This is a genomic window from Burkholderia sp. AU45251, assembly GCF_030482905.1.
In the GTDB taxonomy this organism is placed as follows: domain Bacteria; phylum Pseudomonadota; class Gammaproteobacteria; order Burkholderiales; family Burkholderiaceae; genus Burkholderia; species Burkholderia aenigmatica.
In genome coordinates, this window is sequence record NZ_JAUJQH010000002.1 from 431,881 (window position 1) to 456,835 (window position 24,955).

Consider the following 24,955-nt stretch of genomic DNA (forward strand, 5'->3'; position numbering starts at 1 on the left):
CTCTTCGGAATCCGCCATGTCCAACAAACCGGTTCCCTTGACACCCCAGGAAGTCGACGCGCTCGTCGCACGCTTCAAGGACGTCGATACCGTTCAGAAGCTCGATCTCGCCGCGAAGCAGGCGGCCACGCTCGCACCGCGTCTGCGCCTGCACGACCTGAAGACCGTGGCCGGCGTGATGCAGCGCGTGCAGACGGACATCGAGACCGGGATCGGACAGCTCAAGCAGAAGCTGCGCGCGACGAGCGACGCGATGCGGGTCCAGCGTGCGAACCTGCGCCGCGATGCCGCGCAAGAATCGGGGCCGCTGCTCGACACGTTGCGTGCGGCGTCCGCCGCGGTCGATCCGGCCGAAACGCTCGGCTGGGACGATCCCGCGTGGGACGCCAGCGATCCGGCCGCGCTGCATGCCGCCTATGCGGCCGGCCGGCCGTTGCCGGACCGCCTGTACGCCGGAACGATCGGCGTGCGCACCGCGAGCGGCCTCGTGACGATTCCCGCCTTCGTGCCGTTCATCGGCCGGCAACGCATCGTCACGCTGCGCAGCGACAAGCCGGAGAGCCGGCTCGCGATGCTGCAGCTGCTCGGCGCACTCGCGTTGCGGATCCACCTGACGCTGCCGAAGATGGCGGAATTCGTGTTCCTGGATCCGCACAACAGCGGCAACACGTTCCGGTGGGCCAACAGTTTCGCGAAAGCGGAGAAGACCCGCGACCTGCATCGCAGGCTCGACGCGATCGAGGCGGAATTCGGGCGCATCAGCAGCCAGTACCTCGACCACAAGGTTTCGTCGTTCGACCAGCTTGCCCCGTCGGTGCGGCAGCGGGAGAAGCTGCAGATCGTCTGCGTGGCCGACTTCCCGCGCGGCTTCGACGAGGTCACGGCCGCCAAGCTGCTGCGCTTCGCGCGCAACGGGATGGCGAACGGGACGTACTTCCTGATCCACTTCGACGAAACGGCGCCGATGCCGCGCGACATCGACCTCGGCCAGTATCCGCTGTGGGCGCCCCAGCAGCCCGCGACGCTCGGCGCGCGCATCGGCGAAGGCGCGCCGGACGTGCTGCCGACGCCCGCGCGGCTGGAAAGCCTGCTGTCGCGCGCGGCCGCGTTCGAACCGGAGCGCGCGGTGCTCGACATCAGCGCGAGCGGCATCGGCGCGACGGACAGCTGGTGGAGCGAAGACGCCACGTGGCACGTCAGCGCCCAGATCGGCCACCGCGGCCAGTCGGATCCGTTGACCGTGATGTTCGGCGAGAGCCGCGAGTCGTTCTCGATCCACGGCGTGCTGAGCGCGACCTCGGGCGCCGGCAAGTCCACCCTGCTCCATGTCCTGATCACGACGCTCGCGTGCCGCTATTCGCCTCGCGAGCTGCGCTTCTACCTGGTCGACGGCAAGAACGGCGTGGAATTCGCGCCGTACCGTTCGCTGCCGCATGCGGCCGTGATCTCGCTGAATACGCCGCCGGACCTGTCCCGCAGCCTGCTGGTCGATCTCCTCGAGGAAATGGAGCGGCGCAACGCGCTGTTCCGTGCGCACGGCGTCGACGGCTACCGCGCGTTCCGCGAGCGCTTCCCGAACGAGACGCTGCCGCGCCTGATGCTCGTGATCGACGAGTACCAGGAAGTCGTCGAGCAGGATCCGGACGGCGACGGCTCCCGCCGCCTCATCGAGCTCGCCGCGAAGGGGCGCAGCGCGGGGATTCACCTGTTCTGCGCATCGCAGCAGTTCGCGCCGCGCGAGATGATCGGCGCACGCGAGTTCATGAACAACATCCACCTGCGCATCGCGATGAAAGCGACCGCCGGCTCGACGGGCGGCATCACGGAATTCGACGCCGAAGGCCGGCAGATGATCGAGAGCCTCACCGCCGCCGGGCAGGTGCTCGTCAACGCGGAAAGCGGCCGTGCCGGCCACAACGTCCAGGGGCAGGTCGCGCTGCTCGATCGCGCGACGCGCGACGACCTGATCGGCAAGCTGCGCGAGAAGGCCGCGCAGGCCGGCATCGACGCCGTGTGCGTGACGCTCGACGGTGTCGAGCAGCCGGTGTTCCTCGAGACGCCGGCGATCGCGCGGCTGCTGGCCGGCGCACCGCCCGACGACGACGCACTCGCGCACCTGGCGGCGACGCCCGAACGCCAGGGCGGCTTCGGCCTGCCTGGATGGCATCCGGTCGATCGTCCGGTGCCCGTCTGGCTCGGCCGCGCGCTCGATGTGCATTCGTATGCGGCGTTCGCGCTGCGGCGCGCCGACGACGAAAACGTGCTGATCGTCGGCCAGAACGCGAACGCGCGGGTCGGCATGATGCTCGCGACCGCCCTGTCGGCACTTGCCGCGCGCGGCCGCGCGGATGTCGGCATCGGGGTCGTCGACAACGGCCTCGCGCCGGTGTGGCGCGCATTGCGCGACACGGTCTGCGCGCCGGCCGGCATCGAATTCGACAGCGGCGAAGACGAAGCGGGCACGCTCGCGCTGTTGCAGCGCTGGGCCGATGAAGCCGCGCGCCGTGCGTCGCTCGATCGCGAGGGCCAGCACCGCGAACCGACCCGCCTGCTGTTCGTGCCGGATCCGTTGCGCACGGCGGGACTCGTCAGCAATCGCAGCGAGCAATGGGGCTTCGAACCGTCCGATGCGGGTCGTGTGCTCGCGCAGATCGTGCAGAACGGGCCGCGCGTGGGGCTGCACGTCGTGATGGCGATCGAACAGCGGCGCGCGTTCGAGCGCGTGTTCGACATCCGGCGCCAGCTCGATCTGTTCGGCCATCAGGTGCTGATGCAGATGTCGGCCGACGAATCGCTCAAGCTGATGGGCCGTCCGGATGCGCACGCGCTGCAAAGCGCCGGCGATCGTCCGGTGATGGCCCTGCATCACGCGCGCGGCGCCGGCACGTCGACCGTCTTCAAGACCTACATGAGCGGCGACGCGCCCGCCGTTTCGCCGCGTGAAAACCTGTCCGGCGCGCTCGGCGCATTCGCCGCGGCGCTCGCACTCGATCGCACGGAGGAACCCGCGTGATGGACGGTCCGATCGCCGAATGGCTCACGCAGATCGAACGCGCGCGGCGTCAGCTCGACGACGCGGCATCGGTCATGCATCACCTGCGCCGTGAGCTCGACCAGGCGCTGTCGCGCGCGCTGGCGTCGTCCGAGCCGGACGACCCGTCGCGGCCACAGCTGCAGCGGCTGTGCGACACCGCGGCGGGACCGCTGCGGCAACGCGAACAGCGGCTCGCCGATGCGCTCGACGACACCGCGTTGCGCCTGCGGCGCTACCTGGGAGGAAACGGATGACGACCTCATCGGACGACACGCCGCAGCGCGTGGCCGACGCCAGCATCCGGCGCGATATCGCGCGGCTGCGCGCGTGCGCGGACGATCTGTCGCGCACGGTCGCGCACATGACGTCCACGATTCGCGACGACAGCGTCGCACCGATCGCGCATGCCGCGCATTTCTGGGGCCGCGAGGTCGACGAATGGCTGCGCGCGATGGATACGTGGCTCGCCAGTATCCCCGCGGCGGCCGAGCCGCGTACGCACGAGGGCGAATCGCATGAGTGACACTGGCTTCGGGCCCGCGCTGCTCGTGCGCGTCATCGAGGACCTGCTGTACGACCTGCGCAAATGGCGCGGCTCGATCGACGGCACGCGCGACGGGATCGCGAAAGGCACCAGCACGTTGCATACGTCGCACGCGCGGATGCGCGACCGGATCGCGGATGGCAACGCGGGCTTCGACGACGATACGCGCGCGGTCGCCCAGGCCGCGTCGCGCGATACGGAACGGACGACCGGCGAAGCCGCGTTGCGCGTGCGCGTCGAGGACGCGCAGGCCCGTACCACGGCCGGCGTCGCAGCGGCGCAGGCGGCGCTCGCCACCGCGCGGGCACAGGCCGCGCACTGGCGCAACCGCCTCGCCAGCATGCAGGCCGAGCACAGCGCGGCGCTGGCCAGCGCGGCCAACGCCCACGCGCAGGCGGCCGCGGCACGCAGCGCCGCCGCCGCGCTGCCCACGCATTCGTACGACTCGAAATCGCCGGGCGACCCGAATGCGGCCGCACGTGCCGCGCATTACGCGGCCGCGAGCCGCCACGACGCCGAAGCCGCACACGCAACCGCCACCGCGGCCCGGCTCGCGGACCGCAGCGAAGCGATCGAGGAAAACCTCGCGCTCTGCCGCGTGTCGGCCGAGTGCGCGGAGCAGGCGAACGCGGCCGCCGTCGCCGCCGAACTGTCGATGACGCGCGCCGACGCCATGCGTGCCGACGCGACGCGCTGGCATACCGAAGCGCTGGGCCTGTCGGATGCAATGCGGCGCGCGCTCGACGAGCAGCGCGCGTTGATCGACGCGATCGCGCCGACCGCGTTGGCGGCGACGCGCGACATCGACGACATCCGCGCGCACGAGCACCGTCTGGATGCACAGCTGCAGGCATCCGGCGACCTGCTCGGCGCGGCGGACCGGTTTCTCGACGAAAAAGCCGGCAAGCTCCGCGAGCTCGCGGCCGGCCTGGGAGCATGACGATGAAGGCACTCGAAGAACAGGCCTGGACCTACGTCGCGATGAGCCGCGACCTGATCGACACGGCCGCCGCTGCGGCGGCCGGCTGGCGCGACGACGCCGGCGCCATCGCCTACGCGCGCTATCTCGACCCGCTCGAAAGCCAGCGTGATGCGTCGGTGTCGCAGCTCTGGCAGCTCGACGCGAGCGCCACGCATGCGCAGCAGTTGCTTGCCGACGTGCACGACAAGCTCGACCAGCAGCAGCAGGCGCATTTCCGGCTCGCCGACGACGCATACCGCCTCGACGTCGCGGAGCGCAAATGGATGCACGCACGCGAACTGTCGAACCAGCACGTCGATGCCGCTCACGCATCGATGACGGCGAGCGACGAAGCGATCGCCCGCGCGGCCGCCAGCCTTGGCCGCCTCAAGCTCATCTGAACCGACATCCGACGAAATACCAGGGAATCGACATGGCGCAGGATTCGCAAAACACCCAACCCACTCCCGGCTCGACCTTCATGCTGCCGCCCGGCGCGAACGACGCGCTCGGCCGGCTGGCGGATGTCCAGAACGTGCGGCAGCGGGTCGACAAATGGTGGCAGGAAACGGCGGCGCCGACGCTCGGCCTGAAGCCGGACGACGCGGCGCAACCCGACGGGAGTCCGCACGCGGCAGTCGAAAACTGGCGCGATCAGATCGACGGCGGCTGGCGCGATGCCAATGCGCTGATCAAGTCTGCCCAGGTGGAGCAGCAACGCGCGGGGATCGTCGCGCAAGGTAACGGTGCCGTCGCCGAGATGCTGTCGAGACGCCTCGCGGAACAGCGCGGCCGGCGGATCACGCTCGCGATCGTGGCAGGCGTCATCGTGATCCTGTTCCTGGCGCTGGGCGTACGCAATGCGCCGGCGATGTTCCGCGCGACGCAGCGCACGGGTGCCGCGCCGTCCTGGATGACGGGGCTCACGCCGAAAAGCGCCGGCTTCGACAAGCTGCCGGCGCCGGCCTACGTATGGAAAGGGGCGATGAGCGTCGCGAACGCCCAACGTGCCGCGTATGCACGCAACTACGTCGATGCGTATGCGCAATTCCATGCGCTCGCGCGAATCGGCGACGATACGGGCTTCGCGTGGGCAGGCTGGCTGCTGCTGAACAACCAGGGCGTGGCCGGCCAGCAGGCCGCGGCCGTCGACGCGCTGCAGACGCGTTATGGCGAAACGCACGACCGGCATCTCGAATGGCCGCTCGGCCAGGCGAACGTACTCGGGCTGGGCGGCCTGCCGGTCGACCGGACGAGCGGCCAGCGCATGCTGCGCGACGCGGCCAATCTGCCGTTCCCGCCGGCCATGCTGACGCTGGCGCTGTGCGCGGCCCACTCGCATGTGTGCGTCGCGACCGATTCCGACGTCTACCACCTGATCAGCAGCGCCGCGGCCGACAACGATACGCTGGCGATGGCCGTCTCGGGACGAGCAATGCTGCTGGGCCAGCGACCGTTCCACCGCAATCGCGGCGAAGGCACGCAGTTGCTCCAGATGGCAGCCGCGCAGGGGAACGCGTTCGCACGTGAAACCTGTGCCGCGAACAACCTGCGATGCTGAACGCCGTCGTTGCGCGCTTCGTGCGAGACGCCGCGCGGTACGTCGCGGCGGCGCTCGCGCTCGTCGCGCTGGCGGGCATCGCGCCGGCGCGTGCCGCGGATGCGCCGCGCGTCGCGCTCGTGATCGGCAACGCGACCTATCGCGGAACCGACCGGCTCGAAGCGCCGACCGGCGACGCCGAACTCGTCGCACGTGCACTGCGCGGCATCGGCTTCCAGGTCACGCTCGAGCAGAACCGGTCTCGCGCGCAGTTGCTTGCCGATCTCGATGCCTTCGGCCAGCGGGCGGCGGGCGCATCGATCGCGCTGGTCTATTACGCCGGGCACGGCTTCGAAGCCGGCGGGGAAAACTACCTGATTCCGGTCGACCTGCCGGTCGGCGTCGGCCAGGTGTCGCAAGGCGACCTGCAGCGCTACGCGGTGCCGCTGCGCTATATCCAGAGTTCGGTCAGCCGCGGCGACCCGCGCGCGCTGCTGATCCTGCTCGACGCGTGCCGCAGTTCGGCGACCCGAGGCGCAACCGGCGCGTCGATGACGGCGGTGCGCGCGCCGCATGGCACCCTCGTCGCGTTCGCGACGCAGCCTGGCGGCGTCGCTCTCGACAACTTTGCGCTCGGTTCGGTCCGGCACAACCACAGCCCGTTCGCGTATTACCTCAGCCAGGAGCTGACGAGTGCCGGCGACATCACGACGATCCTGCGCAACACGCAAGTGGCGGTGGCCGTCGCGACCGAAGACGCGCAGCGCCCGTGGTACAACAGCGGCCTGATCGGCACGCTGCGGCTGTCCGACACCGCGGCGCCCGCCGCGCAGGCGAGCGTGCGGCAACGCGCGCCGCTCACGCAGCCCGGCCGTGGTGCGCCGGCAGGCGAGGCACCGCTCGCGGACAACGCAGCCGGCGCCGGCGACGCACCGCTCGATGCCCCGCTCCTCGACAACGATCCGATGGCCGTCGATGAGCGCGCGCTCGCGCGCAAATGGCGTGCCGAAACGCTGCGGTTGCAGGCGCTGGTGATCCAGATGGCGGTCAATCCGACCGTCGTCGCGCAGGTGCGGCGCGACGCCCGCAACGGCGACCTGTTCGCGATGACCGCGCTGGCGATGGCGCTCGTCGCCGTGCCGAACGGCACACCGCCGCAGGAAGCGCAGATCCGGGTCGGCGAAGGATTGATGTACATGAACGCGGCCGCCGACCGCAACTATCCGATGGCCGAAGCGATGCGGGCCGGCGTGCGGATGCTGACCGTCGCCTCGCCCGCGGACAGCGCGGCGGTCATCCGGGAGTTCCGGGCGGCGGTCGACCACGGTTTCGCGGAGAGCCTGCCACGGCTGCTGCAACTCCTCGCGGTGACGGGCGACGGCAACCTCGGCATGTACCTGGCCAAATACCGCCGCATCTACGGCCGCGACTACGACTTCTCCACGACGCCGGCGAGCGCCTCCCGATGACCGATCCGACCCGCTCCATCCCGCGCGCCCGTTCCCGCGCGCCTGCCGCCGCGTTCGCCGCCGCCGCCGAATGGCTCGGGTCGCGCAGCGCGTTCGTCCTCATGCTCCTGCTCCTCGAGGCCGGGCTGCTGCTCGGCGTCGCCCAGGTCGCCGCCGATCTGCGCGCCCAGCGCGCCCCCCAGGCCGGTGCGACGCGCGGGGCGGCGGGCGCCGTGTGTGCGGATGCCGCCGTCACGTTCCGCCGCACGGCGACCGAGCGGGACATGACGCTGCTGCTCGTGCAGTACGGCGCGACGATCGTGTACGGTCCGGACGAAAACGGCGCGTACGAAGTGCGCGTGGCGCCGGGTGACGCGCGTGCCGCCACGTTGCAGGCGCTGCGCGATGCGCCGATCGTCGCGGATCTCGGCCTGTCGGCCGCCTGTCGCTAGGGCCGCGCAACGATGCCCCACACCGCCCGCCCCCGCGCAACCGGCGCCGCGTCGGCGCTGCGCTCCGATTTCGTGCCCGCGCTGCTGCTGACCGCCTCGTCCGCCGCCGAGTACATCGGCCTCGGCGTCCAGGCGCTTGCGGCCGCGCATGGCGCGCAGGCCGCCGCGCTCGGCGCTGCGATCGGCCTCGCGACCGCGATCGTCGGTCTGCTCGTCGTCGCCTTCGGCGGCGGCACCCAGCCGCTGATTTCCGGGCCGCGGATCGCCGCGACGGTACTGATGTCGCAACTCGTCGGCACGCTGCTCAACACGCCGTCGATCGCATCGCTCGGCCTGTTCGGCGCATTGGGGTGCGCGTCGCTTGCGCTCGCCTGCGCCGGTGTCACGCAGCTCGGCCTGGCCGCGCTGCGCGGCGGCATGCTCGTGCGCATGCTGCCGGCATCGGCGCTGTCCGGCCTGCTGTTCGGTTCGGCGATACTGGCCATCGCCGACCAGGCACACGCGGTCACCCGCTGCGCGCTCGACTGGTGGCCGACGGTCGTCGTCGTGGCCAGCGGCGTCGGCGCGCATTTCCTGTGGGCGACGTTCGCGCCGCGCCTGCGCTGGCCGAAGGGGTTGTCGCTGTTCGCGGCGCTGCTCGCCGGCACCGCGGCGTTCTACGGCCTCGATGCAATCGACGCGGCGCCGCTCGCGTGCCGCACGTTCGGCACGGTCGGTTTCGATCCCGGCCTGCTCGGTCGGCCCGGCCTGCTGCAATGGCCGTCGGTGTTCGCGCGCCTCGACGCTGGCTTGCTCGCGATGCTCGTGCTGTACGGCGCGATGATCGGGGTGCTGGCCTCGCTCGATACGCTGATCGCAGCCGGCAACGTCGAAGCGGACAGCCGCCAGCGGGCGCGGCCCAACCGCGATCTCGCCGCGCACGGCGTCGCGAACCTCGTCGCGGCGGCGGCCGGCCTGCTGCCGATCGTCGGTTCGCTGACCCGCTCCAAGCTCGCGTGGAACGCCGGCGGACGGACGCGCGGGGTGGCCGTGCTGCACGCGGCGATGCTGCTCGCGCTCGTCGTCGCCGGCACGTCGCTGCTCGCGCTGCTGCCCAAGCTGGCGGCGGCCGCCGTGATGATTGCGATGGCGCTCGACATGATCGACGACTGGTCGCGCCAGATCGTCGGCCATTGCCTGTCCGGGCGCGGGCCCACGGATGTGGTCGCCGCCGCCGTGTGGACGTTCGCGGCGGTGACTGCGGTGACCGCGATCACGGGACAGCCGGGCAAAGGCTTCGCGGTCGGCTGCGTGGCCGCGCTGCTCAGCCTGCTGCGCGCGCCCCGGCGCTTCGCCATCGCCTGCGACGTGCAACCGGACGGCATGACCGTGCGCGCGACCGGCGCATTGATCGGCTGCTTCGTCGATCGCAAGATGGTGGAGCCGGTGCTCGCGCAGCTCGCGCCGGGCACGGCGATCCAGGCCGTCGATATCGACCTGTGCGGCGTACGACGCTTCGACGCGTCCGCGTGCAGGTCACTGCGCCAGCTCGGCGACCTGCTTGCTGCACGCGGCGTGTCGCTGCGTTTCGTGCTGGCCGCGCGGCAGACCGACCTGCGCGCCGCGCTCGCGACGTTCTCGGTCACGCGGGGATGAGCGTCCCGCCTGCCTGCGCGACCGACGAGCCGGGTCGTCACATCGCCGCGAGCACGTGACCGCCGCCGTCGAGCAGCTGCACATGCAGCATCTGCAGCTTCACTTGATTGTTCGCCGGGTCGACATCCTGCGCGTACGCGTAGACGCGCGCGGTAATCGGCTTGTAGTGGCTGCGCAGATCCTCGATCGAACGCGCCTGCGCTTCGTCGGTCACCTTCACGAAATTGAAGTCCGGCCCGTTCGTGTACGCGATCTTGTAGTTCGCGTTGTCGAAGAAGTACTGGAACGAGCCCGGTTGCGCGACGTTGGTCAGCTGAAAACCCTTCTTCGTGAAGTCGTACGAGTCGAGCGTCGCGTTCGGCGTCGTCAGGACGACATAACGGCTGTTCTGCGCCGCCGCGACCAATGCGTCGATGCGCGGCTTCAGCGTGTTCAGCATGTCCTGCTTCTTGAAGCCATCCGACGTGTTCTGGTAATCGCGCGAGTAATACTGCGCGGCCTTGTCGTAATCGACGGGCAGCTTCGAAATACCGTAGTACAGGAACATCACGTCGTTGCCGCTATCGATCCCGCGATAGTCGGCGAGCGGCCGCGCGGCGTCGCCTTGCGGCAGCGCGCGGTCGGCGATCTGCTGCTGCTTGTCCGGCGAAGCCAGCCCGGCCAGGTCCACCGCGGGCCGTGCGGCGGCGTCCGGCGCCTTCGGCGCATCATCGGATTTGCTGCAGGCGCCGAGGCCCGACGCACACAGCGCGATCAACAAGGTCGTAGCGGCAGTAGACATCTTCTTCATGGTGAGGGACTCCAGTCGTGTGTGGATGAGAAAACGTGCGCGAGCCCGGTTCCGGGGCAATCGCGATATGCGGCGCTTCGCCCGGCGTACGCGCCGGGCCTGCGCGTCGGCCGCTCAGGCCGACAGGTATTGCTTGACGCCCTTGACGGCGAGATAGAGCGCAGCCGCGCCGGCGACATAGAAGCCCGCGCCGAACGAGATGGCCTTCGACACTTCCGCGGCCATTTCGCGCGCGAAGTCCGCCGACAGGCCGGTCATCCCGGCCGCACCGCCGATCTCGCTCACGGCGGAGGAGATCTTCCAGTAGATGCCCGCGTAGACCGCGACCATCCATGCCAGCGGCGCGGCAAGGCCGAGCCACAGCGATTTGCGGCGGAACAGGAACGGGGCGAGGCACAGCGCGAGCGTCAGATTGCAGACGAAGCCGTACCATCCAGCGCTCATCTGACTGACGCTCTCGAGCGCATAGAAGTTGTTCATCGAGTGCAGCGCGCGCAGCAGGTCGTAGAACGTGAGCCCGCTCGCCGTCGACGCCGTCACCTGGATCGCGATCGCATTCAGCGAGAACCAGCCGATCAGCAACAGTGCGATCGCGCCGAGATTCGCGTATCCGACCGTCGACACGACGCGCGCGGCAAGCGGCAAGCCGATCGCCGCCGCTTCGCCGAGCGCGCGGCCCGAGACCTCGCGCACGCCGTCGACCGCGTCGCGCATCCGCTCCTGTCCGACGGTCGCGCCGGAGACCGCGCGCACCGCGGTGACGGCACCGCTGCCGTCGAAATCGACGTCGACCGCCATGTTGACCGTCGGCGCCACGTCGCTCTTCCAGTGCGTTTCAAGCGAAAACGCGTACTGGCGTCCGAGCGCGACCAGCAGGCCGTCGCCAGCGACGGTGTCGCGCAGCACGCGGCCGCGCGTCCGGGTGCTCGCGGGCGAATCCGGTGCGGCGGTGGCCGCCACGGCGTCGGTGCGGCTCCCGCAACGCGGGCAGAAAGGCACGCGCTCCGGCATGCTCGAGTGGCATTGGGTACAGGTATGGGTCGCGTTCATGGCTTGGCAGTTCTCTCGTTCGAAGGGGCAGTTCGCGGCAGCGTGAGCCGTGATATCGACACTCGCTTTCACCGCGCCGGCTCACGGCCGACGGCGGACTTCGCTCGCGTCTTGTCGTTCTATTCGCGTGCCGCGCCGATTTGTTCGCCCGATTTTTCATGCCGTGCAGAATTCGCACCCGCATATATAATTCCGGCGGCGCCGGCCACCCTACGCGTCGCGGCTGCCGTCCCCATTCCAAGCGACCCAAGATGTCTTCGATGACGCCACGATTCCTTCCCTCCGATGACCGCGACGCGAGATCCACGACCGTCGTCGCCCTTGAGCGGCTGCAACGTGACAAAGGGCGCTTCGCCGCATTCTTCCGGCAGGTGAACAACCGATTTGCGCGGCAGGCCCGCCGCCTCTATCCGTGGAGCCGCGACGCCGACATCGAGGACGCGCTGCAGTCGGCGCTGCTCTCGCTGTTCGAGCCGACGAGCGCGTTCTCGCTCGACGATGCCGCACGGATGGACGACGCGACGTTCGATGCACGCGTCGCGGGCTACGTGACCGGCGCGGCCACCAAGCAGCTGATTACCCGCCTGCGCAAGCTCGGCGTCGAATCGGTCCGGCTGACGTCGCTCGAGCAGTGGCTGGAAAACGAGCACGCGCTCGACGCGCTGCTGTCCGACCTCGGTGAACTGGCGCCGAGCCCCGAAGCCGCCGCGATACTTGCGCGCACGCGCGCCGCGGTCGAGCGCTGCCTGTCGAAACTGACGGAGACGGCGCGCGAGACGTTCATGCTCGCGCTGGGCGGACACAAGGATGTCGAGATTCAGCAGATGACGAAGGCCGGTTCGCCCGTGTCGGTACGACGTCGCATTTCCGAAGCAAAGGCTCGCGTGATTGCCTGCGTGCAGGATCAGACGGGAGAAACGGCATGAGCAACGCACCCCGCCACACCACCGATCCGGACGAACCGGATCGCGACCTCGCCCTGGCCTACGTGCGGGGCGAACTCACGCCGGACGAACATGCACGGTTCGTCGAGCGGCTCGCACACGATGCGGCGCTCCGGGACACGCTCGACGTACTGGAGGCCGCCGCCGACATCGCGCAGGAAGCGCGTACCGCGGCGACGAACGATGCCGCGTTCGCACGGCTTCAGGCCGCGCTCGGTGCCCGCGACGCCGCGCATGCGCGCACGGCGGCCGACGCCCCGCGCAGCGCGCCGCAACCCGAGCGTCGCCAATCCTGGTTTGCGCGCGTGCAGGACTGGATGCGCGAACACTCGCTCGTCATGCAGCCGGCCTTGACCGCGCTCGTCGTCGTACAGGCCGTCGCGATCGTGCAACTGATGCGCGGCACCGAGCCGGACACGGTGCCGGACGCTGTCGTGCGGGGTACGACGGGCCAATGCACCGACGTGTGGGTCACTTTCCGGGACGGCGTCACCGAACAGGCGATTCGCCAGTGGCTGACGCTCTACGGCAGCAGCATCGTTGCAGGCCCGGACGGCTCCGGCCGCTACCGTATCGCGTCCACCGATGCGGACGCGCGCGCGGCGCTGCTGGGAAGCAGCGAAGCTGCACGACTCGCCGCACAGATCGATCGACCGCAGGGGTGCGGAAAGTAATGCGTTGATTCGGCGCGGGGTGCGGGAAAGCTGGCGTCGTTGGTCTGGTGGCGTGCGGATTCGCAGACGATTACGCGGCCATGGCCGGCGTCTCCGCGCCAATCAAACGAACGCAAAGTCTGGTCTTCGCGCTGCGTCAGTGAATTGATCGGCGAAGACGCGCAAGACGTACAGGGTCAATCTTGACTATGCCGCACGCGTTCGACGGCCCCGAGGCCGATTGCATGCGCAGCGGCATACACGTGGACGCACGGGCGATCATGCGGAGAGGGTTGACGCATCGACACGGCCGAACGAACAGGGGTTTAAAGTTTGCAATCGCCGATGCGCAGTCACTACAATATTTTCCGTGGCGGACCCTGTCCTTTCGTCAATTGACGTCCGCGATTCTTCGCAGGAGCACGAAAATGGCGCCTCGCAAGTGGGTCTCGCGCTTGGCATGGGTGGCTACCGCGTCTTTATCGCTGGCACTGGTTTCACCGCAAGTCGTCCTGGCCGGCGACGAGCCGACTGCGAACACCGGCCAGACCACGCCCGAGCCAGCGCCGAAGCTCTCCTGGGCAGATCGAATTCGTCAGGCAAAAGTGCGAAAGGGCGAGCCGATCGTCCTGATCGTGCATTCGGCAAAGGACTGCGTCTATTGCCAGCGCTGGGAAGGTTCATTGGGCGGCAAAGGGGATTTCGAGTCGTGGGCCAAGACGCATCCCGACGTCCATTTGTTCATCGTGGAACGGGAGGCCATCGCCGTGCCCGAAACCATCGACAGCTATCCTCCGGTTGTCCAATGGCTGTTTGAGCGACGCCAGCGACTGGGCAACCTGTCGCCCGGAACACCTACCTTTGAAATATTCGTCAGGCGCAATATCGTCTGGAAGTCGTATGGCTTGCATTCGTGGGACCGCGACGCGTTTCCGGCATTGAAGGACCTGGACAGCCGTCGTGTGTCCTCGGACGTCGAATAGATATCGTGGGAAAGACGTGAGCCTGCGTTGAAAGATACGCCCCGCCTCACTTTTAATTTCGGATGACGAATCAACTTCGCGAAATTGGATTCGGGGGGTTCCGAGGTCGCACGCTGATGTTCGTACTGACCGGGTCGATCAACATCGCGCAATGCCGGCGATTCGCATGCGTCAGTTGCTGCAAGCACCACGCAGGACAGCCTGATGGGTGATCGCCCCCAACAAGCCCCCCACTTCATTGCGCCAGCTTGAATGCGTCGGCGTCAATTGCATCCGATATCGATCGCAACACCTCGAACTTCGCTGAACACGCTGGCAATCTGCATCGTGCGAAGATCTCGCGGGCAGCATGCCGCTGCCGGTGTCCGCGCATCACGGCTGCGGTCTTATCGCCCTCCCGGCAAAGCCAAATTCCACCCGTTCCGCCCGTCCGGCCAGCGCGCACTTGTCGCCGTCATGGAAGCGCAGCGGCAGGAAAACACCAATAGTCGGACGCTGTGGCGCGAGCGAGCGCCGGTAACCGGGATGCGCCTGGAACGCTGACAACGACGCGCCCTTGATGGTCGGGATCGTGGCGGAGCGCATCGTGTCAGCGACCTTCATGCGCCCGTTGCCGGTTCGGGCAGCGTGATGCCCTTGCGCACGGCGGGCCGCTGCGCCACACGTTCATGCCAGACGCTCATGTGCCGGTGACGGCCGAAATCGAAGCCGATGATGCGGGCGATGTGCGTCCAGCCGAAATGCGCAATGTCGGCGATGGAATAGTCGTCCCCGGCCAGGTACGGGCGCCGGGCCAGATGACTGTCGAGCACGGCGAACACCCCTTCCGTCAGGCGGCGGTAACGCTCGATGGCGGCGGGTATCTTTTCCTCGGCGAACAGCTCGAAGTGCACCCGCTGCCCGATGATCGGGCCGACGCTGGACGAGTGGAATTGCAGCCACTTGATCGCCTCCCAGCGTGCCGCCGGCTCCTGCGGCAGCAGCCGGCCGGTCTTCTCGGCCAGGTAAAGCAGGATGGCGGCCGACTCGAACAGCGTGATACCGGTGTCATCGTCGGTGATGACCGGAATGCGGCCATGCGGGTTCAGGGCCAGGAAATCCGGCTGCTGATGCTCGCCCGCCTCGATGCGGACATGATGCAGGCGGTAAGGCAGCACCAGTTCTTCCAGGGCGATCGTTGCCTTGAAGCCATTGGGTGAGCTGTCGGTGTAAAGGTCGATCATCGCGTCACGCCCAAACGGGTGGCTTGCCCCGGAAGGATGGCTGCCGCGCAGACCAGACCGACCAGAACCATGCAGGCGGAAACGAGGATGGCATCGCTGAACCCTTGGGCCGCGCTGCCGCCACTGGCGAGGACGGCAATGCTCACGGCAACACCGACCGCAAGGCCGACTGCCGAGCCGATTTCCTGGGTGGTGGTGAGCATACCGCCCGCCAAGCCATGATCGGCAGGATCGATGCCTTCGATACCGGCGACTGTCCACGCAGGAAAAGCGACGCCATAGCCGATGCCGGCCAGCAAGGTGCCAGGCAGAATGGACGCGCGCCACGAGGCATCCGCGGACAACGACGTGCCCAGCAAGGCAAGACCACCGATGAACAGCACCATCCCGCCAAGGATGACGGGCTTGGTGCCCATTCTTGCGATCAGGACGGGCCCGACCCATGCGCTGGAGAGCGTGAAAGCGGTTGCCATCGGAAGCAGGCCCAGCCCGGTCTGTGTTGCGGTGAAACCCAGGACCTCCTGCATGTAGAGCGCGACCACCACGAACGTCGGCCCCAACGCCGTGTTCGCCAGCAAGGAGACGAGGTTCGCCCCGCCCGTCGAGCGCCGCCAGAAAATCGGCAACGGCATCAACGGAGATGCGACCTTGCTTTCCACCTGCACGAAGCCAGCCAGCAGGCCCAGCGCCAGCAGAATCAGCCCGAAGGTCGCAGGGGATGCCAGGCCGACGTGCTCGCTATTGGCAAAAGCAAAGACCAAGGTTGCCGCGCCGCTGGCGACCAGTACCGCGCCCCATACATCCAGGCGGCCGGACGCGGTGTGTGCATCCGGCTTGCCGAGCGGCAGAACGCCCGACAAGGCGATGACCAGCACACCGACCGGCACGTTGATCCACAACACCCAGCGCCATCCCAGCACGTCCGTGATGATGCCGCCCAGGATCAGGCCCGCGACGAACCCGCTAGCGGCCACCGCCGTCCAGGCGCCCAGCGCCCGGTTTCGTTGCCGAGGGTCGAGAAAGACCGCCAGCAGCAACGAGAAGGCCGCAGGCGAAAACATCGCGGCACCCAAGCCCTGCATGGCGCGGGTGGTAATCAGCATCGCCGGGCTTTGTGCAAAGCCGCCCAGCAGCGAACCCGCGGTAAAGAGCGTCAGCCCGATCAGAAACACCCGTCGCCGGCCAAACATATCGGCAGCGCGGCCGCCCAGCAGCAGAAAGCCCGCGATGGCTACGCCATACGCATTGATGACCCATTGCAACCCGCCGGGCGTGAAACCCAGGCTTTGCTGGATTTGGGGCAGCGGGATCATGGTGATGGAAAAGTCGAGCAACGCAACGAACTGCGTCGTGCAAAGCAGGATCAGGCATAGCCGCCAATGCGGATGGGTCATGGTTGTCGTCCAGTCAATATAGGTTTACTAAATCAGCGCATCGTCCATAGACTTGTGCCATCATGGCCGTCGCTATGAGAAATCAGAAGCGATCATTTTTGCTTTTAGTCTTTAGAAAACCTAAATCAAATGGCCGTATCACTCCCTCTGCAAGCGCTCCGCACCTTTGTTGAAGTCGGCCAGCGCGGCAGCATCAAGGCTGCTGCCGAAGCGTTGCACGTCACATCCGGCGCGGTCAGTCAGCAGATCCGCTTGCTGGAAGACCGGCTTGGGATGGTGCTGTTCACTCGGGAGCGGCAGGGTTTGCGTCTGACCGAAGCCGGGGCCAGCGTGCATCCGTCGTTGCTCGAAGCCTTTGCGCAAATCGACAAGGCCGTCGACAGGCTGGAAGCGATCAAAGGACGCCACACCCTGACAGTCAGTACCGTCGCCACCTTTGCCGCATCGTGGCTCGTGCCGCGCCTGGGGCGCTTCAACGAGCGGCATCCGCAGATCGAAGTGCGGGTCGAGGCGACTTCAGCGCTGACAGACATGCGCCGCGACCGGGTGGATGTCGCGCTGCGGCATGGGCTGGGAAACTACCCTGGCCTGGAGGTCACTCGCCTGATGGCCCCGGTGTTGGTGCCGGTGGCCTGCCCCGGCTTGGTGGCAGACAGTCATGCCGTCAAAGAACCGGGAGACTGCCTGAACTACCCGCTTCTGCACGATTGCGACCGGGCTGACTGGCCGCTGTGGTTCGCGGCGCACGGCGTGACCGACGATCCACGGGCGGAGCGCGGCACTGCGTTCGAGGACGACTACCTGCTGATCCGGGCGGCCGAGGCGGGTCAAGGACTAGCCCTGGTGCCGCAGGAATACGCACGCGAGGAAATCGCCGCTGGACGTTTGGTGCAGGTGCTGGACAAGCCCTGGCCGGCACGTTTCGCCTATTACCTCGTGACGCTGCCAGGTGCCATGCAGCGCCCGGAAGTCAAGGCGTTCGCGAATTGGATCGAGGAAGAAGCGCAAGCATCGGCCTGAACAACCTCCTTCGTTATCGGTTCTTCCTTGTCATCGCCGCACCGGCGAACTGCCCTATCGTCGCCGGATCCGGCCATGGCCAAGTTGTCTGCCGGGCATTGATTTGCACCGTGCGGCGTCGCGAAGAGCGATGTCAGCTTTCGTGCGGCGCCGTTGCGGCGCCGCCAGTCCCGATCACACGTTGCGCTCAACCTGAACTCGAGCAGGAAATCGACACATCAGGATAAGTATTCTTATCACAATAGCTCTATTCAAGATCCAAACCTGCATTTTCGCGAACGCCCCGCATGCCACGGGGCGTCCGTCTTTCAGCGCCCGATCGGCAGCCCCGTCGGCTCGATCCAGCCCAGCTTGTAAGCGATCAGCAGCGACAGAAACAGCGTGACCGACAGCCCGACGCGGGCCGCGAGCGACCAGGCCATCCGCTTGGACTTGCCGCGATCGTGATTCATGAAATACAGCGCGAAGATCAGGCTCGCGATGATCATCGCGAATGCCACGGAAACCAGCAGAGTTTTCATTGGTGATGCCCTTGAAGATCGGAATCGGCCTGTATCAGTTCGGCCAGTTTTTGCCGCTCGTCGGCGAGGTCGCCAACGCCCGACGCCGGCCAGTCCAGCGCGACGCCATTGCCCAGCGAATCACGCACGAGCGCCTGGTAGCGCCGGTCATTGATCCGGCCCTGGTCCATCGTTTCCGAGATCTCGCGCCGGAACGGCAGCGGGAAACTCGCGTACGCGCGCGACAGCGCTGCATATTGTCTCGCATCGATCTCTTTCGACGATGGTATGACAGTCCAGATCACCACGGCCACGATGGCCGTGAACGGGATCGCCGTGTAGCGAAGAATGAACTTGATCGGGGTCATGAAGCGGTGGGCAGAAGTGATCGCGAATGCGGGCGGCGCGGCCATGCGACAGCGAAGCCGCCGTCAGGCCGCGCCGCATGACATTGTACTGAAAGCCCTATGCGGCTAACAGAGCATGATAATGTTATTATCATTTTCGTCACATAATTCGAGCGATCCTCGGCGATCGAGCGAAGCTGCCAGCGCAGGACTTTCGAAACCTGACGGGAATACACCGCAGCGCGACCGCGAACCGTCAGCCCGGGTTTTCGCTGGCGTTCGTCGCCGGCACGGCCATTGCCGGCGGCTTCCTCGCGTTCAAGCAATACACGTCGCACATGAGCGGCATCGTGTCGGCGATCGCCGACCAGACGGCACTCGGCGATGTGCGGCTCGCGCTGGCGGGCATCAGCTCGCTGGGGTCGTTCCTGGTCGGCGCAAGTTGCTCGGCGATTCTCGTCAACTGGGGCCGCCGCCGCGGCCTGCACAGCCAGTTCGGGCTGCCGCTGCCGGTCGAGGCCGCGTTGCTGCTCCTGTTCGGGCTGCTCGGCAGCCACCTCGCGCCGCGGGAAACCTTCTTCGTGCCGGTAACCGTGACGCTGCTGTGTTTCATCATGGGGCTGCAGAACGCGACGATCACGAAGCTGTCGGGTGCGGAAATCCGCACGACGCACATGACCGGCATCGCGACCGACCTCGGCATCGAGCTCGGGAAGCTGTTCTACTGGAACCGGACGGCGGTCGACGTCGACGCGCATGCGGTCATCGCCAACCGCTCGAAACTACGGATTCACGCGACGATGCTCGCGTCGTTCTTCATCGGCGGCCTGGCCGGCGCGATCGGCTTCACGCATGTCGGCTACGTATCGACCGTACCGCTCGCCGCGGTGCTCGTCACGCTCGCGATCGTGCCGGTGATCGACGACCTGCTCGCGCTGCTCCGCAGCAAGCGCTGATCGCGCACCAGGAGAGCACTTTCGGCGTCGGCGCCGAAGGCGGATCGATTATAATTTGATTAACATACCGATCACCCTCGCCCCGCAATGGAAACGAAAACTGCCCGCCTGACCGTCCTGATCGACCCCGCAAAGAAGGAAGCCTTCGAGATGCTCTGCGCCGAGCAGGATCTCACGCCTTCGCAGGTCGTGCGGCAACTGATCCGCGAGTATCTCGACCGCCACGGCGTGACGTACAAGACCAAGAGCGCGCTCGGCAAGCGTGTGAAGTAAGCGCGGCCGCACAGGCCACACCCGCGACGCCGGTTACGCGCCGATCTCCCATCGCTCGTGCGGCTGCGCGCGCTGCACCAGCCGCCGAGGCTCGACGCCCTCCCCGGCTTTCATGCGCCGCGCCGTCGCTGCCAGCTTGAGCTCGCCAGCCTGGGCACATGCCAGTGCGCGTTCGAGCAGGATGCGCAACGACGGCAACCGGGTGCCGCCCTTCCACGCAAACGCGATGAAGTTGTTATCGTCGCCGCACGGCACCAGCGTATACGACGCACCGAACACCGATCGCAGGTGCTCGAGATGCTGCGGCAACGCCGGATCGTCGTCCATGAAGTTGATCGCCAGCACGCCGGTTTCGCTCAGACGCTCGCGGCATGCCGCGAGGAATGCGGCGCCCGTACACCGGCCACGCAGGCCGTCGGCGACAAACGCATCGTGCAGGATCACGTCCGTCCTGATATCCGCCCGCTCCAGATGATCCGCGCCGTCGGCGCACACCACCTTGAATCGGTTGTCATCAGCAGGAATTCTGAATGTGTCGCGCAGTGCGATCACGTCCGGGTTGATCTCGACCGCGTCGATCGCCGCGCCGGGCAGGTGCCGGTAGCAGTACTTCGCCAGCGAACCGCCGCCGAGCCCGAGCATGCAGATGTGCGCGGGTTCGGGTTGCAACAGCAGAAAGCCCATCATCACGCGCGTATAGCCGAGCTCAAGCCGCCCCGGATCCCGGAGCGACATGAAGCTCTGCGTGCCGAAATGGTCGAAGTGCAGCGAAAGCGCGTGCTGCGTCTCCAGCACGAATGGCCGGCCGTCGTTCAGCGGCGTCGCCAGGAATCTGACGAACGCGTCGTAGGAAATTCGTTCCTCGGCCATACGTGGGTATTGGGTTGCAAACGGTCGATCGGGGTGTGCGCGCTCAGACTTTCTTCAGGTAGCAGGCCTTCAGCATGAAGCCGCCCATGTCGGTCTTGCAGTCGACCTCGTGATCGCCGCCGACCAGGCGGATGCTCTTGACCTTGGTACCCATCTTCAGCGTGATCGAAGAGCCCTTCACACGCAAGTCCTTGATCAGCACGACGGAATCGCCATCCGACAGCACGTTGCCGTTCGCGTCCTTGACGACGTCGCCCGCCGGTTCGTCGCCCGTTTCGGCGCCGGCGCCGGCCGACCATTCATGGCCGCAGTCCGCGCATACGGTCAGCGTGCCGTCCGGGTAAGTGTTTTCCATCGCGCATTGCGGGCAGGCGGGGGCGGCGTTCATTGCAGCTTCCATTCGGGAGGAGTTGGGTCGTCGATAAAAATGCCGGGCGCGCTGGCAGCGTCGCCCGAATGGCCGGGAGGCACGCGCCGACGGATCGGCGGGCCGCCGTCAGCGCACACGGCATTATAATGCAATACACATATCTTGGCCTCTGTATTATAATTCCCGCTTTCGGGTCGTTCGCCGGATTTGCGGCCCGTTTCACCGAGAATGCCGGCACATCCAAGCAGGATGACATACCCCGGCTGCGCTGCCGGCCGCCCCGAGTCGTGCGGGGCAGCGCGTTTCACGCGTGCCTGGCGCACTGCCGGCCCGGCGCCGCACACCGATTCCGACGTCCCGTCCAGAGGCTTTCCGACATCGTGGCAACCGTTGTGTACGTTGAAATCGGCCCCGCGTGGAACCGCAACCGCGGCTACGCCGCACGAGAAGCAGCCGTTGACGCGGCGCGCGGCTTCGCAAGCGACATCCTGCTGATCGCGAACGGGATCAGCAGCGACGCGAAAGACAGCGCCGCCGTCGCGGCGCTGCAGGTGCACGGCGGCACGTCCGCGCAAGTGCTGGCCACCGGCCCCGACGAGGAGGCGGCACTGCAGGCGCTGCTGCCCGTGCTGCAGGCGCGCTGATTCGCGCGCCATCCGATGTCATGGCATCCCGCCCACCCCGAATCCCCACCTCACGAGGAAGCGATGAGCGACAACTTCACGTCAAACACCCCGAACCTGTCGGCCTCCGCCATCTGGGCGCTCGAACGCCTCGCCGACGTCCGCTATGGGCGCGATGCGCCGGCACTCGGCTGGTCGATCGCGCGTGAGCTCGTCAGCGCGGGCTTCGTCAGCCATTCCGCCCATGGCCGCTCCGGCGCGTCGATCACGGCCGAAGGGCGGACCTTCCTGAAAAGCCGGAAGTAGATTGCCAGCGGCGGCGAATCGGCTCGATCCTTTTTGAGCATCGTATTGCCGAATGTGCGTCTTGTGCGGATCATGCTGCCACTTCTGAAGTGGCCTCCCCTCGAACGAACAGGCATCAGGCAGCGTTCGGGTCAGGAAGCCAGTCATGCGCCGCATCGCCGTTCCCGCCATCGAATTCGCCACCTGCGCAAGCGCCGGCGTCTATGCGCAAGTCCGCAAGGTCGCCGGCGGCACCGCCCCCTTCCCGTTCGCGGCCGCCGCCAATGCGGCGGAGTCAATCCCGGCCGCTCGGCGCGGCGCCCGCCCGGGCAAGGGTTTTGCTATCATTCCGGCTCCCTGTCTTGCCGAAATGGACATGCCCGCTCGCAGAGTGCCGCCGTCGTCGGTCGTCGATCGCACGCCGCTGCTCGTCGAGGAACATCGCCGCCCGATCTGCCAGCGGGTGCGCGGACGGGACACGACCAGCGCGGCATCGACGTGCTGACGGCCTGGCCGTCCCAAGCTCCCTCCTTTCCGGAAATCAAGATGCCGCCAGTCTCCTCCCCGCCCGTTCTCGACACGCCGCGCCTCATCCTCGAAGGCCATCCGCTCGGCGACTTCGATGCGCTTGCCACGATGTGGGCCGAGCCGAAGGTCGTCGAGCACATCTTCAACGGCGAGCCGTCCGCGACGCGCGACTCGTGGATGCGCATGCTCGCGTATCGCGGGCTGTGGCCGCTGCTCGGCTATGGCTACTGGGCGATTCGCGAGAAGGCGTCGGGCCGCTATGTCGGCGATCTCGGCTTCGCCGATTTTTACCGTCTGATCGAGCCGTCGATTCGCGGCGTGCCGGAAGCCGGCTGGGCACTCGCGACGTGGGCGCACGGCAAGGGCTACGCGACCGAGGCACTCGCGGCCGCGCTGGCGTGGCTCGACGGGCAGCAGCGGTTCGAGCGCAGCGTATGCGTGATCGCGCCGACCAACGTCGCATCGATCCGCGTGGCGGAGAAAGCCGGTTACGGCGAGCCGACGCGGATCCGGTTCAACGACACCGACTCATTGCTGTTTTCGCGCGCGAGTCGGTAAGCGGGATGGCGTACCGGTTATCGCGGGCGTGCCGCATGCGCTTGCGGCGCCGGCGCGCCCGCCCCGCTCACGCCGCAACCGGTGCATAAAGACGGGTAAAGCATCCGTTGTCCATCGGACGGAACAGTTTCCGCGCTCATCGAGCCCCGGCTTCACCGAACGCCAGCCTTCCGGCGTGGCGAGCGTTCGTCGCCTTCACGGGTCTCCAACCGATCATGGTCGCCATCGACGAACCACCGTGCTGGATCGACATGACCGACGCGCTTTCGACATCGCACCGCTACCGGAACGGTGAGGCCTGATTGAGCCGTCGAAGCGGCATCGGTGCGGCCCAGGTCAACGCCCTCCGGGGCGATCGAAAACCCGCCAGGGTATTGGGGCTTCGTCTGCCTCGCGCTCCGAGGTAGCGACCGCTCCCGATCCACGACCGGCAAACGGTGCGATACGCCAGCGGGCGGCCTGCTCGGGCAGACCGACCCGCTCGCACATCCTTGCCGCGTCGGCCGCATGCGTCACCCGCACGGCCAAACTCGAACCAAGGACATGTGGGTGCGTCAGCGCGAGCCAAAGCTGTAGCGCTCCGATCGCACGTTCACGGCCTTGGACCCGCTCCCGTTTGCGCAAGCCGGCTTGATTGGCACGCGCCATCCAGGCGCGAATCTCCGCTTCGGTGCGCTGCGTCAGTTGGTCGTAATTGAAGGTGATCGTCGATAGCATCGCGCCGGATGGCCAGATCGGCCAGGATCATGCGGCGTCAGCTGCAGCGCCGCGCGTTAGTTCGGCGGTCAACCCGTGACCAGATGCACGACAAAAAGCAGCACGCCGATAAATATGCCAACGGCAACGAGTGCGGCAATTACAACAACAAGGGGGTTAAGTTGCGTCGCGTCCGTCTCGAGATTTTTTCGTTTATTGACACCCAAAAAAGCAAAAAACACTGCGCGAAATGCACGAACAATCTGATCTTTACCGCTTTCGGCCATCTTCTCTCTCCTTCAACTGAATAACGCTTGCGGCCTTCACTTGGCAAGTCAATTTCCGCCGACTATCGAATATAAAACCACGACGAGTCGCTTCCAGGCCAACTTCATTTTTCTCGTTTCGCAAAGAACTGAACGCTTGCTTCTCGATGACTTTTTCACCGCTGATCATAGCGCTTCCAATTGAAACGCTTGCCATACTCGATGCGGGTAGCGGTCGCATGCAAATTCACCGTATGCCCCGATGCCAAGGTGCGTGCGCGATCCAGCATATCCGCGAGGGACGGCAATCGCTGCGCGCCTTTCCAGGCGAACACCGTAACATTGGAATCGCTATCCTCCGAGGGAACCAACGTGATTGCGTCGGCAAATATGCCCCTCAGAGCACTCAAATAGCGGTGGAAGTCGGGGTCGTCCGTGATCAGATTCATCACTAACATCCCATCGTCGCTCAAGTGACGATAGCACGCCTGGTAGAACGCTCGGCTTCCAAGTTCCTCGGGTAAACCGTCCACGTCATAACCATCCACGATCAGCACGTCCGGCCGTTGACTCTTGACTTTGACGTAATGCGCGGCATCGTCGCAGAGAATCTGGAAACGCTGATCGTCAGTAGGTATTGAAAACCGATCGCGCAAAGCGATAACCTCAGGATTGATTTCAATCACCACAATCTCCGTATCGGGCAGGTGCCGATAACAGTACTTGGCGAGCGAACCACCGCCCAGGCCGATCATTGAGATCCGTCGCGGATTGGAATTAAAAAGCAAAAATCCCATCATGGTTCGCGTATAACCCAAGGTTAGTACGTAGGGGTCATCGAGCAGCATCGTGCTCTGGACCGCTGTTGAGTCAAAGTAGAGGGAAATGGTTTCGTCGTTCTCAATCACCATTGGCGTAACGTGATGATATTTTTTCTTCGCCCGCTTTTTTTCATGAACCTTGGCCTTGGTCACGGATTCATGTTTCAGCACATCAAAGGAAGATCCTTTCA

The 24,955-nt window shown here is 66.6% G+C and carries 31 protein-coding genes; 19 read left to right on the forward strand and 12 right to left on the reverse strand.

Features of this window, described 5'->3' with window-relative positions; genetic code table 11:
* Nucleotides 1–16 precede the first annotated feature (16 nt).
* From QZM67_RS08635 to QZM67_RS08675, 9 genes are read left to right on the forward strand one after another with little or no spacing between them, the layout of a single operon-like run.
* Nucleotides 17–3,013 carry an FtsK/SpoIIIE domain-containing protein gene (locus QZM67_RS08635; RefSeq protein WP_301801872.1) on the forward strand — a complete coding sequence of 999 codons (2,997 nt, stop codon included), beginning with the start codon at nucleotides 17–19 and terminating at the stop codon, nucleotides 3,011–3,013.
* Entirely contained in the window at nucleotides 3,013–3,288 is a 276-nt protein-coding gene (locus QZM67_RS08640) for a hypothetical protein (RefSeq protein WP_301801874.1), read from the forward strand. Before QZM67_RS08635 ends, QZM67_RS08640 begins: the two co-directional genes overlap by 1 nt.
* The gene (locus QZM67_RS08645; protein WP_301801876.1) at nucleotides 3,285–3,557 is read left to right on the forward strand and encodes a hypothetical protein; all 273 of its coding nucleotides are present in this window, start codon (nucleotides 3,285–3,287) and stop codon (nucleotides 3,555–3,557) included. Before QZM67_RS08640 ends, QZM67_RS08645 begins: the two co-directional genes overlap by 4 nt.
* Nucleotides 3,550–4,518 carry a hypothetical protein gene (locus QZM67_RS08650; protein ID WP_301801877.1) on the forward strand — a complete coding sequence of 323 codons (969 nt, stop codon included), beginning with the start codon at nucleotides 3,550–3,552 and terminating at the stop codon, nucleotides 4,516–4,518. The genes QZM67_RS08645 and QZM67_RS08650 overlap by 8 nt, the downstream gene beginning before the upstream one ends.
* A 2-nt stretch (nucleotides 4,519–4,520) precedes the next feature.
* Entirely contained in the window at nucleotides 4,521–4,940 is a 420-nt protein-coding gene (locus tag QZM67_RS08655; protein ID WP_155630218.1) for a hypothetical protein, read from the forward strand.
* A gap of 32 nt (nucleotides 4,941–4,972) precedes the next feature.
* Nucleotides 4,973–6,100, forward strand: coding sequence for a hypothetical protein (locus tag QZM67_RS08660; RefSeq protein ID WP_301801879.1), 1,128 nt, complete (start codon nucleotides 4,973–4,975; stop codon nucleotides 6,098–6,100).
* On the forward strand, nucleotides 6,094–7,548 hold the full coding sequence (locus tag QZM67_RS08665) for a caspase family protein (RefSeq protein ID WP_175026586.1): 1,455 nt from the start codon (nucleotides 6,094–6,096) through the stop codon (nucleotides 7,546–7,548). The genes QZM67_RS08660 and QZM67_RS08665 overlap by 7 nt, the downstream gene beginning before the upstream one ends.
* Nucleotides 7,545–7,979, forward strand: a complete 435-nt coding sequence (locus QZM67_RS08670) for a hypothetical protein (RefSeq protein WP_175026585.1) — start codon at nucleotides 7,545–7,547, stop codon at nucleotides 7,977–7,979. Before QZM67_RS08665 ends, QZM67_RS08670 begins: the two co-directional genes overlap by 4 nt.
* Before the next feature lie 12 nt (nucleotides 7,980–7,991).
* Complete coding sequence (locus QZM67_RS08675; RefSeq protein ID WP_301801882.1) at nucleotides 7,992–9,614, forward strand: SulP family inorganic anion transporter; 1,623 nt, start codon at nucleotides 7,992–7,994, stop codon at nucleotides 9,612–9,614.
* 37 nt (nucleotides 9,615–9,651) lie between these two features.
* Here QZM67_RS08675 and QZM67_RS08680 read toward each other — a convergent pair whose 3' ends face one another.
* Nucleotides 9,652–10,404, reverse strand: coding sequence for a hypothetical protein (locus tag QZM67_RS08680; RefSeq protein ID WP_301801884.1), 753 nt, complete (start codon nucleotides 10,402–10,404; stop codon nucleotides 9,652–9,654).
* A 114-nt stretch (nucleotides 10,405–10,518) separates the two neighbouring features.
* A complete protein-coding gene (locus QZM67_RS08685; RefSeq protein WP_301801886.1) occupies nucleotides 10,519–11,454 on the reverse strand; it encodes a hypothetical protein in 936 nt (311 codons plus the stop codon).
* Nucleotides 11,455–11,825: 371 nt separating this feature from the next.
* Between QZM67_RS08685 and QZM67_RS08690 the strand changes: the two genes are divergently transcribed.
* From QZM67_RS08690 to QZM67_RS08700, 3 genes are all read left to right on the forward strand, one after another.
* Complete coding sequence (locus QZM67_RS08690) at nucleotides 11,826–12,380, forward strand: RNA polymerase sigma factor (RefSeq protein WP_175026581.1); 555 nt, start codon at nucleotides 11,826–11,828, stop codon at nucleotides 12,378–12,380.
* Complete coding sequence (locus QZM67_RS08695; protein WP_175026580.1) at nucleotides 12,377–13,072, forward strand: hypothetical protein; 696 nt, start codon at nucleotides 12,377–12,379, stop codon at nucleotides 13,070–13,072. Before QZM67_RS08690 ends, QZM67_RS08695 begins: the two co-directional genes overlap by 4 nt.
* A gap of 407 nt (nucleotides 13,073–13,479) precedes the next feature.
* A complete protein-coding gene (locus QZM67_RS08700) occupies nucleotides 13,480–14,034 on the forward strand; it encodes a hypothetical protein (protein ID WP_301801889.1) in 555 nt (184 codons plus the stop codon).
* Between the two features lie 372 nt (nucleotides 14,035–14,406).
* Here QZM67_RS08700 and QZM67_RS08705 read toward each other — a convergent pair whose 3' ends face one another.
* From QZM67_RS08705 to QZM67_RS08715, 3 genes are read right to left on the reverse strand one after another with little or no spacing between them, the layout of a single operon-like run.
* On the reverse strand, nucleotides 14,407–14,637 hold the full coding sequence (locus tag QZM67_RS08705) for a hypothetical protein (RefSeq protein ID WP_301801890.1): 231 nt from the start codon (nucleotides 14,635–14,637) through the stop codon (nucleotides 14,407–14,409).
* A complete protein-coding gene (locus tag QZM67_RS08710) occupies nucleotides 14,634–15,257 on the reverse strand; it encodes a glutathione S-transferase family protein (RefSeq protein WP_301801892.1) in 624 nt (207 codons plus the stop codon). The genes QZM67_RS08705 and QZM67_RS08710 overlap by 4 nt, the downstream gene beginning before the upstream one ends.
* Nucleotides 15,254–16,651 carry an MFS transporter gene (locus QZM67_RS08715; protein ID WP_301801894.1) on the reverse strand — a complete coding sequence of 466 codons (1,398 nt, stop codon included), beginning with the start codon at nucleotides 16,649–16,651 and terminating at the stop codon, nucleotides 15,254–15,256. Before QZM67_RS08715 ends, QZM67_RS08710 begins: the two co-directional genes overlap by 4 nt.
* A 129-nt stretch (nucleotides 16,652–16,780) precedes the next feature.
* Between QZM67_RS08715 and gcvA the strand changes: the two genes are divergently transcribed.
* Entirely contained in the window at nucleotides 16,781–17,671 is an 891-nt protein-coding gene (gcvA, locus tag QZM67_RS08720) for a transcriptional regulator GcvA (protein WP_301801896.1), read from the forward strand.
* A gap of 308 nt (nucleotides 17,672–17,979) precedes the next feature.
* Here gcvA and QZM67_RS08725 read toward each other — a convergent pair whose 3' ends face one another.
* The gene (locus QZM67_RS08725; protein ID WP_006489184.1) at nucleotides 17,980–18,192 is read right to left on the reverse strand and encodes a twin transmembrane helix small protein; all 213 of its coding nucleotides are present in this window, start codon (nucleotides 18,190–18,192) and stop codon (nucleotides 17,980–17,982) included.
* On the reverse strand, nucleotides 18,189–18,539 hold the full coding sequence (locus tag QZM67_RS08730; RefSeq protein WP_175021769.1) for a hypothetical protein: 351 nt from the start codon (nucleotides 18,537–18,539) through the stop codon (nucleotides 18,189–18,191). The genes QZM67_RS08725 and QZM67_RS08730 overlap by 4 nt, the downstream gene beginning before the upstream one ends.
* Nucleotides 18,540–18,715: 176 nt before the next feature.
* On the opposite strand from QZM67_RS08730, the gene QZM67_RS08735 reads away from it, so the two are divergent.
* Both QZM67_RS08735 and QZM67_RS08740 read left to right on the forward strand, forming a co-directional pair.
* Nucleotides 18,716–19,474: a YoaK family protein gene (locus QZM67_RS08735; protein WP_301802205.1), complete on the forward strand. Its 759-nt coding sequence runs from the start codon at nucleotides 18,716–18,718 to the stop codon at nucleotides 19,472–19,474.
* A gap of 87 nt (nucleotides 19,475–19,561) precedes the next feature.
* Nucleotides 19,562–19,747, forward strand: a complete 186-nt coding sequence (locus tag QZM67_RS08740; protein WP_021158209.1) for a ribbon-helix-helix protein, CopG family — start codon at nucleotides 19,562–19,564, stop codon at nucleotides 19,745–19,747.
* A 33-nt stretch (nucleotides 19,748–19,780) separates the two neighbouring features.
* On the opposite strand, the gene QZM67_RS08745 is transcribed toward QZM67_RS08740, so the two are convergent.
* Both QZM67_RS08745 and QZM67_RS08750 read right to left on the reverse strand, forming a co-directional pair.
* Nucleotides 19,781–20,617, reverse strand: coding sequence for a spermidine synthase (locus tag QZM67_RS08745; RefSeq protein ID WP_175021768.1), 837 nt, complete (start codon nucleotides 20,615–20,617; stop codon nucleotides 19,781–19,783).
* A gap of 43 nt (nucleotides 20,618–20,660) precedes the next feature.
* Nucleotides 20,661–21,005, reverse strand: a complete 345-nt coding sequence (locus QZM67_RS08750; RefSeq protein ID WP_021158207.1) for a zinc ribbon domain-containing protein YjdM — start codon at nucleotides 21,003–21,005, stop codon at nucleotides 20,661–20,663.
* A 362-nt stretch (nucleotides 21,006–21,367) separates the two neighbouring features.
* Here QZM67_RS08750 and QZM67_RS08755 point away from each other — a divergent pair, with 362 nt between their 5' ends.
* The 4 genes from QZM67_RS08755 (at nucleotide 21,368) to QZM67_RS08770 (ending at nucleotide 22,981) form a co-directional block, all read left to right on the forward strand.
* A complete protein-coding gene (locus tag QZM67_RS08755; protein WP_043187851.1) occupies nucleotides 21,368–21,631 on the forward strand; it encodes an HPr family phosphocarrier protein in 264 nt (87 codons plus the stop codon).
* Nucleotides 21,632–21,694: 63 nt separating this feature from the next.
* Nucleotides 21,695–21,916, forward strand: a complete 222-nt coding sequence (locus QZM67_RS08760; RefSeq protein ID WP_021158205.1) for a hypothetical protein — start codon at nucleotides 21,695–21,697, stop codon at nucleotides 21,914–21,916.
* A 145-nt stretch (nucleotides 21,917–22,061) separates the two neighbouring features.
* On the forward strand, nucleotides 22,062–22,400 hold the full coding sequence (locus tag QZM67_RS08765) for a hypothetical protein (RefSeq protein ID WP_301801899.1): 339 nt from the start codon (nucleotides 22,062–22,064) through the stop codon (nucleotides 22,398–22,400).
* Nucleotides 22,401–22,441: 41 nt separating this feature from the next.
* Complete coding sequence (locus QZM67_RS08770) at nucleotides 22,442–22,981, forward strand: GNAT family N-acetyltransferase (protein ID WP_043187854.1); 540 nt, start codon at nucleotides 22,442–22,444, stop codon at nucleotides 22,979–22,981.
* A 336-nt stretch (nucleotides 22,982–23,317) separates the two neighbouring features.
* Here the strand turns inward: QZM67_RS08770 and QZM67_RS08775 are convergent, their stop codons facing one another.
* The 3 genes from QZM67_RS08775 to QZM67_RS08785 all read right to left on the reverse strand — a co-directional run bounded on the left by QZM67_RS08775 (nucleotide 23,318) and on the right by QZM67_RS08785 (nucleotide 24,854).
* On the reverse strand, nucleotides 23,318–23,698 hold the full coding sequence (locus QZM67_RS08775; protein WP_301801901.1) for a hypothetical protein: 381 nt from the start codon (nucleotides 23,696–23,698) through the stop codon (nucleotides 23,318–23,320).
* 68 nt (nucleotides 23,699–23,766) lie between these two features.
* Complete coding sequence (locus QZM67_RS08780; RefSeq protein ID WP_175021766.1) at nucleotides 23,767–23,964, reverse strand: DUF2970 domain-containing protein; 198 nt, start codon at nucleotides 23,962–23,964, stop codon at nucleotides 23,767–23,769.
* Nucleotides 23,965–24,119: 155 nt separating this feature from the next.
* On the reverse strand, nucleotides 24,120–24,854 hold the full coding sequence (locus QZM67_RS08785; RefSeq protein WP_235995867.1) for a fused MFS/spermidine synthase: 735 nt from the start codon (nucleotides 24,852–24,854) through the stop codon (nucleotides 24,120–24,122).
* Between the last annotated feature and the right edge of the window lie 101 nt (nucleotides 24,855–24,955).